Annotated in this window: 6 protein-coding genes and 1 pseudogene; 3 read left to right on the forward strand and 4 right to left on the reverse strand. The window is 50.4% G+C overall.

The features are described 5' to 3' along the window. Window positions 1–56: 56 nt before the first annotated feature. Window positions 57–791 carry a class I SAM-dependent methyltransferase gene (locus Q0986_RS12615; protein ID WP_299410709.1) on the reverse strand — a complete coding sequence of 245 codons (735 nt, stop codon included), beginning with the start codon at window positions 789–791 and terminating at the stop codon, window positions 57–59. 117 nt (window positions 792–908) lie between these two features. On the opposite strand from Q0986_RS12615, the pseudogene Q0986_RS22980 reads away from it, so the two are divergent. Then, window positions 909–1,036: pseudogene (locus Q0986_RS22980) on the forward strand (polyphosphate kinase 2); the annotation flags it as partial. Window positions 1,037–1,187: 151 nt separating this feature from the next. On the opposite strand, the gene Q0986_RS12620 reads toward Q0986_RS22980, so the two are convergent. From Q0986_RS12620 to Q0986_RS12630, 3 genes are read right to left on the reverse strand one after another with little or no spacing between them, the layout of a single operon-like run. Then, window positions 1,188–1,928, reverse strand: coding sequence for an amino acid ABC transporter ATP-binding protein (locus Q0986_RS12620; RefSeq protein WP_299410712.1), 741 nt, complete (start codon window positions 1,926–1,928; stop codon window positions 1,188–1,190). A 55-nt stretch (window positions 1,929–1,983) separates the two neighbouring features. Further along, on the reverse strand, window positions 1,984–3,186 hold the full coding sequence (locus Q0986_RS12625) for an amino acid ABC transporter permease (protein WP_299410714.1): 1,203 nt from the start codon (window positions 3,184–3,186) through the stop codon (window positions 1,984–1,986). A 4-nt stretch (window positions 3,187–3,190) separates the two neighbouring features. Next, window positions 3,191–4,387 carry an ABC transporter permease subunit gene (locus tag Q0986_RS12630; protein ID WP_299410716.1) on the reverse strand — a complete coding sequence of 399 codons (1,197 nt, stop codon included), beginning with the start codon at window positions 4,385–4,387 and terminating at the stop codon, window positions 3,191–3,193. Between the two features lie 380 nt (window positions 4,388–4,767). Here Q0986_RS12630 and Q0986_RS12635 point away from each other — a divergent pair, with 380 nt between their 5' ends. Both Q0986_RS12635 and Q0986_RS12640 read left to right on the forward strand, forming a co-directional pair. Further along, the gene (locus Q0986_RS12635; RefSeq protein WP_366918580.1) at window positions 4,768–5,910 is read left to right on the forward strand and encodes a metallophosphoesterase; all 1,143 of its coding nucleotides are present in this window, start codon (window positions 4,768–4,770) and stop codon (window positions 5,908–5,910) included. A 103-nt stretch (window positions 5,911–6,013) separates the two neighbouring features. Beyond that, on the forward strand, window positions 6,014–6,740 hold a 727-nt coding region (locus Q0986_RS12640), incomplete at its 3' end, for a cryptochrome/photolyase family protein (protein WP_299410721.1).

Genomic DNA, 6,740 nt, shown 5'->3' on the forward strand with positions numbered 1-6,740 from the left:
CTTATGATAGTGAGATATAAAAATAGAATGATGTACAAAAGTCTTCACTTACCAAACTACTTGCAACAATAGAAAATCAACCGTTTTCCCTGAATGCCAAGCTTATTCAATTCAGATGGAGCAAGAAAATCATTGGCACGAATAGTTTTGGTTTGGAACCCGACATCCTTCATTCTATTAATATAATCGGGTCCACATTTACGGACATGGTTCCAATAACCAAAATGCTTCTTCCGCTCTTTGGGTGATGTGATACTAAAGTCTTCGTAAGTTTTTTGTGCACTGATAGGTACTTGAAGCATTGCCCATCCACCAGTCTTTAGCACTCGGTACAACTCACTAATGGCTTTCCGATCATCTGGAATATGCTCCAGTACATGACTACAATATATCGAAGAGAAGGATTCGTCTGGATAATGGATATCGGTAATATCCATCCTCTCCATTGCATGAGGACTGTCAAGATCAACACTTAAATAGTTAAGATTAGGAATACTTTTGAACTTTTGAGCTAAAGATGCTTCTGGTGCAACATGAAGAAGTGATTTTTCAGCATTTTCAAATAGATTTGTTTGCTGCTTTAAAAAAATCCAGTCAAGACGATGGCGTTCTAGCGAATCACAGTATGGACATTGCGCGAACGGTCGTGGAGGATTCCCAAATGGATAGAATCGCCGTAAAGAATTTTCACAAATTGGACAGTAGTAGTCACCTTCTTGTTTATTGATTTGATGGAGAATACGTCCAGGGCTTTTAAGCTGTTTTTTAATAGTGGAAACTAAATTGTTCATAGTGATAGCATATAGAAACAATTTATTTTTTATTGTAAAGCAGGATACATGGAATCGTTAAGCATTTAGCAGTAAAGGCGTGCAAAAACAGGGATTTTATTTTCTCCTAAAAAAGCAATATTCTCCTGTTCTAAACTCCCCAAGAAAATCTATGGGAAAAAATTGGAACGTCTCCAGCTCGAACTCGTGAAGAGGCAGTGCTGGGTTAAACTACGGGTACACGTATTGTGAGTCTGTTTGAAGGCTAGGATGCAGTCGGTAAAGGCGGCATGATCAATACGAAGATATGACACCGGAACCTATAAAGCTTCCGCATCAAAAACAAGCCCCTAAATGAAATTGTCCCCTAATGGCATTGATAGCCCCCAGAAAACGACTCAAGACCATCGACTGAGATTATAGGATTTGAGACAGGAACAGCTTCGTGCGATCTTCCTGAGGATGCTGGAAAAACTGTTCGGGTGGGGCTTCTTCCACCACGGTGCCTTGATCCATCAGTAAGATTCGATGCGCCACTTCTCTGGCAAACCCCACCTCATGGGTGACCACCACCATCGTCATTCCTGATTCGGCCAGCGATCGCATCACCACTAACACCTCTTTTACCATCTCTGGATCAAGGGCCGAGGTGGGTTCATCGAATAGCATAATTTTAGGTTGCATGGCTAGGGCACGTGCGATCGCAACCCGTTGTTGTTGTCCTCCCGACAATTGCCCTGGATACTTATGGGCTTGTTCTAAAATATCCACCCGTTCTAGCAATTGCATGGCCACTTCTTCGGCCTTGGAGCGGGGCCACCGCCGAACCCAAATCGGTGCCAGCGTAATATTCTGCAATACCGTTAAATGGGGAAATAAATTAAATTGCTGAAACACCATCCCCACTTCTTGGCGAATGGCTTCAATATTGCCGAGATCAGCAGACAGTTCCATGCCATCAATCGTAATTTGACCTTGCTGAAAGTCTTCTAAGGCATTGAGCGTCCGAATAAACGTCGACTTACCCGACCCCGATGGCCCCATCAGCACCACCACTTCCTGACGTTCGACGGTTAAGTTCACCCCTTGTAAAACGTGAAAGGTGTCGTACCATTTGTGAACCTCTGTCGCCACAATGATGGGGTTGGTTTCAGTCATTGTTTTTCATCTCAAACGAACAAAGCTGCTTTGACAAGCGGAAGCGACCTTTGTGCTATTCCACCCCTAACTGGCGCTCTAGATGGCGGCCGCCGACAGAGATCAGATAGCAGACGAGCCAGTAGATCAGTCCAATAAACAAATACACCTCAGCATACCGACCAATAAACCGGGGTTGGTTGATCACGGTTCGCGAGATCCGCGTTAACTCTACCAAGCTAATAATGTACAGAAGGGAGGTGTCCTTAAATAAACCAATACATTGCCCCACAATCGTGGGAATCACCGAGCGCAGAGCTTGCGGCAAAATAACGAGCCACACCACCAAAAGGGGAGGAAGCCCTAAGGCTTTCGCCGCTTCAATTTGGCCTTGGGGAACGGCCTGTAATCCCCCTCGCACATTTTCCGCCAGATAGGCCGCACTAAACAGCGTTAGCCCACAAATGGCCCGGACCAGATCATCTAATTGAATATGACTGGGTAGGATCAAGGGCAGCATAATGCCCGCCACAAAGAGGATGCCAATCAACGGTAACCCTCGAATCACCTCAATGTACACAATACAAAGCGTACGAATCACGGGTAAGGGGCTACGACGCCCCAAGGCTAGCAGCACGCCCAGCGGAAACGACAGCCCCATACTGATCACTGCCGTCAGCACCGTCAGCAAGAGTCCCTGCCATTGCTGAGTGCTAATCGGGCTAAATCCCCACCCTCCTAAGAGCAACCACAGCAGACTCAAGAGGGCCAACACCCAGAGGGTTACCATCCCCCGAGACAGCCGCTGAGAGGGGAGGCGAGCCTTCAACATCGGTCCTAAACCTAAGTTAACAAGGGCCATACTCCCGATGGCTAACACCCAGATTATGTCTGAGGATTGCCCTTTGAACAGCGGTACTAGGCCCACCGCACCCGCCGTGACCAAGCCCACGCCCATCAGTCCCCTGCGGCTAGATTGTAGAATTCCTGCAGTCAGGCTAGTGACTGCTGCCATCATCAGCACCACCAGCCACACTCGCCACAGCTGATCGACGGGAAATCGCCCCACCAGAAACAGGCGGATATTGACTTGCACGACGGTCCACTGGGCCTGACTAAACATCCAAACTAATAGCCCTCGTCCCCCCTGATAGACGACCCAGAGACTGACCAAGGTCAGCACACTGTTATACCAAGTGCTAAAGAGATTGCGGCGCAGCCAGGTTAGCGCGGATTTCCAGGACGGGGGAGAAGGGCGATTCGGCTGTGTCAAACTCATGGGCCTACCGCTCCACCAACTGAATGCTGCGATTATAAAGATTCATCAGCGTGGCAATGATTAAACTCATCGTTAAGTAAACGGCCATCAGCACCACCACAATTTCCACCGAGCGCCCCGTACTCTCTAGCGAGGCGGACGCGACGTAATAAATATCGGGATACCCGATCGCCACCGCTAAACTGGAATTTTTGGCCAGGTTCAGATACTGGCTGGTCAAAGGAGGGACAATCACGCGGAGGGCTTGGGGAAACACCACAAATCGCATCACAAAAGCGGGCTTGAGCCCCAACGCCTGGGCCGCATCCCACTGGCCTTTGGCCACAGCCATAATCCCCGCTCGCACAATCTCGGCAATAAAGGCGGCAGTATACAAGGTTAGCCCCAACAGCAAGGCGGAAAACTCAGACGTGAACTGTATGCCGCCTTCCACCACTAAATTCTCGATCACCTGGGGGCGAGTGATCCAAAAGGGCGGTTGCTGGGTGGTCAGTGCTGCCAGTCCACAGAGTCCAGTGAGCAAGAGTAACGGCCATAGCCAAGGTTTATTCGCCGTTCCCTGCTCAATTTGTTGACGAATTAAAAATCGCCAAAGCCAGAGTGAGACAGCGCCCCCCAAACCCAAGGTGATTAACCAGATCATCGTTGCTGAGTTTGGCTGTAGCCAGGGAAAGGCGACGCCGTTTTTACTCAGATAGATCGGCCCCGGTAGTTGAATTCGGTTTTCAAAGCTAGGGAACTTCAGAAAAACGGCCAGATACCAAAACAACAGCTGCAGCAGCAGGGGAAAGTTCCGGAGTGTCTCGACATAAACGGTGGCCAGTTTCTTGACGAGCCAGTTATCGGACAGCCGAGCCATCCCGACGAGAACCCCCACCAGGGTTGCCCAAAGGATTCCCAACAGAACAACCCGCAGGGTATTGAGGAGGGCCACCCCAAAGGCCCAGGCAATCGAATCGGTGTCGGAGTACTCAATCAGCGTTTCGCCAATACTGGGACCCGACTTGGTGAACAAAAAATCAAAGCCGAAGGGAATCTGTAGGCGCTGTAAGTTCTGGACCAGATTGGTTCCAAAGTAAGCAATAGCCAGTCCTACAACCAGTAAAATCAAGCTTTGTCCGATCCAGCCTTGGACCGTTCTGTTGCGAAGCTTCCGAAGATAGAGCTGTGTCCACCCTTTTCCTTGACGATGCTTAGGCATAAATTACTCGTTCACAGAATAGTCAATACAGTCAGTGCCGTTGACTCTGAGCCAAAATTGGCTGGCCTTGAGGCTGACCGCAGTAAACCCATAGCCATGACTCTAACTTACGCCAGGAACCCAGTCTACTCCGCTTTAGTCAGGGGTGATTGTATAACGATCAGGGGGGAGTCTGATCTATCCTTACTGATCTATTTTTTGATTTTACAAACCGCTGGTTTAATCTGAATAACGCGCGATGAGAGGTCATCGCCCGTTTAAGATATCGGCGAAAGCCGCCCCCGTCAGCCCCATGGTCCAAGTGGTCCTACATCAGCATGAAGCATCTAACACATACACAGTCCCTTGAAGACAGGAAACAGGTTACCCCCCCGCAGGCGATGAAAGTGAAGACGGCTCAACTCTGTATGGTTATCAGCCTCTTGGTGGGTGGGGTTGGTGCATCGCTGAGCCTTTATCAGTGGCAGTTACAATCCTCCAACCCGAATCTTTCAGGGTCACAGCCTGCTCCTGCCCCATCGCCGCTGCCCCCATCGCCGCTGCCCAGTTCCCAGCCCTCGCAAGGTGAGGCGATCGCACCCTCAGGGCTATTTGCACCCCCAAGAGGAGACGTGCGCTTAGTGGTGATCAGTGACCTCAATAGCCAATATGGGTCTACGAGTTATGCGCCGGAAGTCACTAAAGCGATCGCATTAATTCCAGGGTGGCAACCAGATCTTGTGTTAGGTGGGGGAGATATGGTGGCGGGACAGTCCCGCTCTCTCAATCGGGCACAGGTACAAGCCATGTGGGCGGCCTTTGATCGCAGTGTGGCCGCCCCTCTTCGCCAGGCCCAACTCCCCTTAGGGTTCACGATTGGCAATCACGATGGCTCAGGGGCCTTATCTCCGGCAGGTCGCTACATTTTTGGCCAGGATCGGCAAATGGCATCGGCTTACTGGCGTCAGCGCCCATCCAATCTCCCCTTTGTGGATCGGGCTCAGTTCCCTTTTTATTACACCTTTGCTCAGGACGATATTTTCTACCTAGTTTGGGATGCCTCTACCGCTAAGATCACGCCAGAGCAACTGGCTTGGGTGGAGAACAGCCTCGCCAGCCCAGCGGCTCAAGAGGCTAAACTGCGAATTATGATTGGCCATCTGCCGCTGTACGGAATTGCGGTTGGTCGCAATAAGACCGGCGAGTATTTACACAATGCGGAGCAGTTGCGATCGCTGATGGAACGCTACCGAGTTCATACCTATATTAGTGGGCATCAGCATGCCTACTATCCCGGTCGTCGAGGCCAGCTGCAGCTGCTCCATAGCGGGGCGCTAGGTGGCGGTCCCCGTCAGTTAGTGGGGAGCGATCGCACTCCCCAGAAAACCTTAACGGTGGTGGATATTGACTCAGCGGCCTTATCCACCACCTACACCACCTACGATATGAAAACGTTACAGGTGATCGATCATCAACAACTACCGCGCCAGATTGCCGGACAGAACGGCACTGTTTATCGCCGAGACATCAATCCCCCCAATTAAAGCGATCCCCTCGGACTGGCCCCAGTCCGTTGCCAAGCGGGGGGGCCATCCAACAGCCGCAATGGGTATGATGGGAAGCGGTTGTCACCCTGCCTAGCTACGCATGGAGTCATCGCTAATCTACCCTCACCAGCTCTACGATCCACATCCTGCCATTACGCCCACTCGGATCGTCTTTTTGATTGAAGAACCGCTGTTCTTTCGTCAGTACCCCTTTCACAAACACAAGATTATTCTGCATCGGGCATCGATGCAGAGCTATGCCCATCGCTTGCAAGATCAAGGCCATACCGTTCGATATTTAGACAGTCAAGAACTGGATATGTCCGCCACAGTCCTCGCTATCCTGCACCGCCAAGGTATCCAAGCTGCTCATACCTGTGAAGTAACCGATGATTGGCTAGAACAGCGCCTTAGCCAAGCGGCCGAAAAATATGACATCCATCTGATTTGGCATCCAACGCCCAACTTCTTAACCCCAACCTCAGAATACGCGTCTCTGTTACCGGCCCATAAATCCCTGCGGATGAATTCTTTTTATATCAAACAGCGTCAGCAACTCGGTATTCTGCTTGAGGGCGAACATCCCGTGGGTGGGAAGTGGAGCTTTGATACGGATAATCGCAAGCGTCTACCTAAAACCATTGACCTCCCCTCCATTCAATGGCCCACCCCCAACCGCTATGTCCAGGAAGCCCTTGCCTATACCCAACAACACTTCCCAGACAATCCAGGTAGCAGCTATGCCTTTAGATATCCGATTGACCATAACAGTGCGAGAACGTTTTTGCACCAGTTTCTCGACACCCGGATTGACCAATATGGCACCT

It is taken from the genome of Acaryochloris sp. IP29b_bin.148 (assembly GCF_028285565.1).
Taxonomy (GTDB): Bacteria; Cyanobacteriota; Cyanobacteriia; order Thermosynechococcales; family Thermosynechococcaceae; genus Acaryochloris.

Coding starts and splice junctions, on each gene's coding strand:
- Q0986_RS12620 (WP_299410712.1), bottom strand. CDS start 1,928: ATGACTGAAACCAACCCCATCATTGTGGCGACAGAGGTTCACAAATGG.
- Q0986_RS12635 (WP_366918580.1), top strand. CDS start 4,768: ATGAAAGTGAAGACGGCTCAACTCTGTATGGTTATCAGCCTCTTGGTG.
- Q0986_RS12630 (WP_299410716.1), bottom strand. CDS start 4,387: ATGCCTAAGCATCGTCAAGGAAAAGGGTGGACACAGCTCTATCTTCGG.
- Q0986_RS12615 (WP_299410709.1), bottom strand. CDS start 791: ATGAACAATTTAGTTTCCACTATTAAAAAACAGCTTAAAAGCCCTGGA.
- Q0986_RS12625 (WP_299410714.1), bottom strand. CDS start 3,186: ATGAGTTTGACACAGCCGAATCGCCCTTCTCCCCCGTCCTGGAAATCC.